Source organism: Veronia nyctiphanis (assembly GCF_004116385.1).
In the GTDB taxonomy this organism is placed as follows: domain Bacteria; phylum Pseudomonadota; class Gammaproteobacteria; order Enterobacterales; family Vibrionaceae; genus Veronia; species Veronia nyctiphanis.
The window spans coordinates 1-1,359 of sequence record NZ_PEIB01000093.1; the positions used below are offsets into that span (position 1 = coordinate 1).

Sequence of the window (1,359 nt, forward strand, 5' to 3'; positions counted from 1 at the left end):
TGTCACCGTGACATTTGAGACACTCGCGATAGAAGGGGCGTCAGCATCATCCTGCAAGGTGGCTTTTTGTGAGAATACATAGGCGGAGCCATCGACATTGACTCGAAGAGACAGTTGCTCCCCCGGGTCGTAGAGGTCATCATCTTTCGGCTTGGCATACACACGAATGCCGGTTTCCCCAGCTTTTAGCGGGACGTGGAAGTTCGCGCCGGAAGCCCAACTGGTGACAGTGAACAGCCCGTCGGGTCTGTCAGTATTTTTGATTTGGTTACCATCCAGATCGGTGACGTAAAGGAAGGGCTCGAACTTGCCAAACGACGAGTTGTAATCCTGATCGTTGAAGGCGATATTAAAGGTGCCATCCTCATCGGCCGGGTTGTTAACGTGAATTTCCCACGCAGGCCCCTCGGTATAATCCGCGGCATTCTCCTGCCCGTTCTGATACACAGAGGCTGACGCGATAGTGAGCGTGCTCTCGTCATCGGTGATCACAATGTCATCGGCCGTTTGCCAGACGCCAGAATCTTTCACCGCCGCTTTGAGGGTAAAGGTCTCGGTGGCTTCATAGGTGGCATCATTATCGAGGGTGGTGGTCACCTGCACGCTGGCATGGCCAGGTGGGAGTACCGCCTCGACAATGCCGTTCACGGCGTCGGACATGTTGACCGTGGTGAGGGTATTGCCCTCGCTGTCGAGCACGACAAAGACCCCGTTGGTGTCACTGGCAAAGTCGCCCTCGTTGCCCAGGTTATTGATATCCAACCGCAGGGTGGTGTGGGAGGCCGAGGCATTGTTGAGTGCGAGCGTCCAACTGAGTTCGACATCATCGCCTTCGGTAAAGGTTGTTTCTTCGGGCACAATGGACGTGATTTGCGGTGACGATTCATCATCCTGCAAGGTGGCTTTTTGTGAGAATGCATAGGCGGAGCCATCGACATTGACCCGCAGGGACAGTTGCTCCCCCGGGTCGTAGAGGTCATCATCTTTCGGCTTGGCATACACACGAATGCCGGTTTCCCCAGCTTTTAGCGGGACGTGGAAGTTCGCGCCGGAAGCCCAACTGGTGACAGTGAACAGCCCGTCGGCTCTGTCAGTATTTTTGATTTGATTGCCATCCAGATCGGTGACGTAGATAAAGGGCTCGAACTTGTCAAAGGAGGAGTTGTAGTCCTGATCGTTGAAGGCGACATTGAAGGTGCCATCCTCATCGGCCGGGTTGTTAACGAGAATTTCCCATGCAGGGCCCTCGGTATAATCCGCGGCATTCTCCTGCCCGTTCTGATACACAGAGGCTGAGGCGATATTGAGCGTGCTCTCGTCGTCGGTGATCACAATGTCATCGGCCGTTTGCCAGACGCC

The 1,359-nt window shown here is 54.8% G+C and carries 1 protein-coding gene; it reads right to left on the bottom strand.

Translation table 11 applies throughout. The features are described from left to right. Nucleotides 1-1,359: hypothetical protein (locus CS022_RS25110; RefSeq protein ID WP_161569751.1), on the bottom strand; the 1,359-nt coding region annotated here is incomplete at both ends.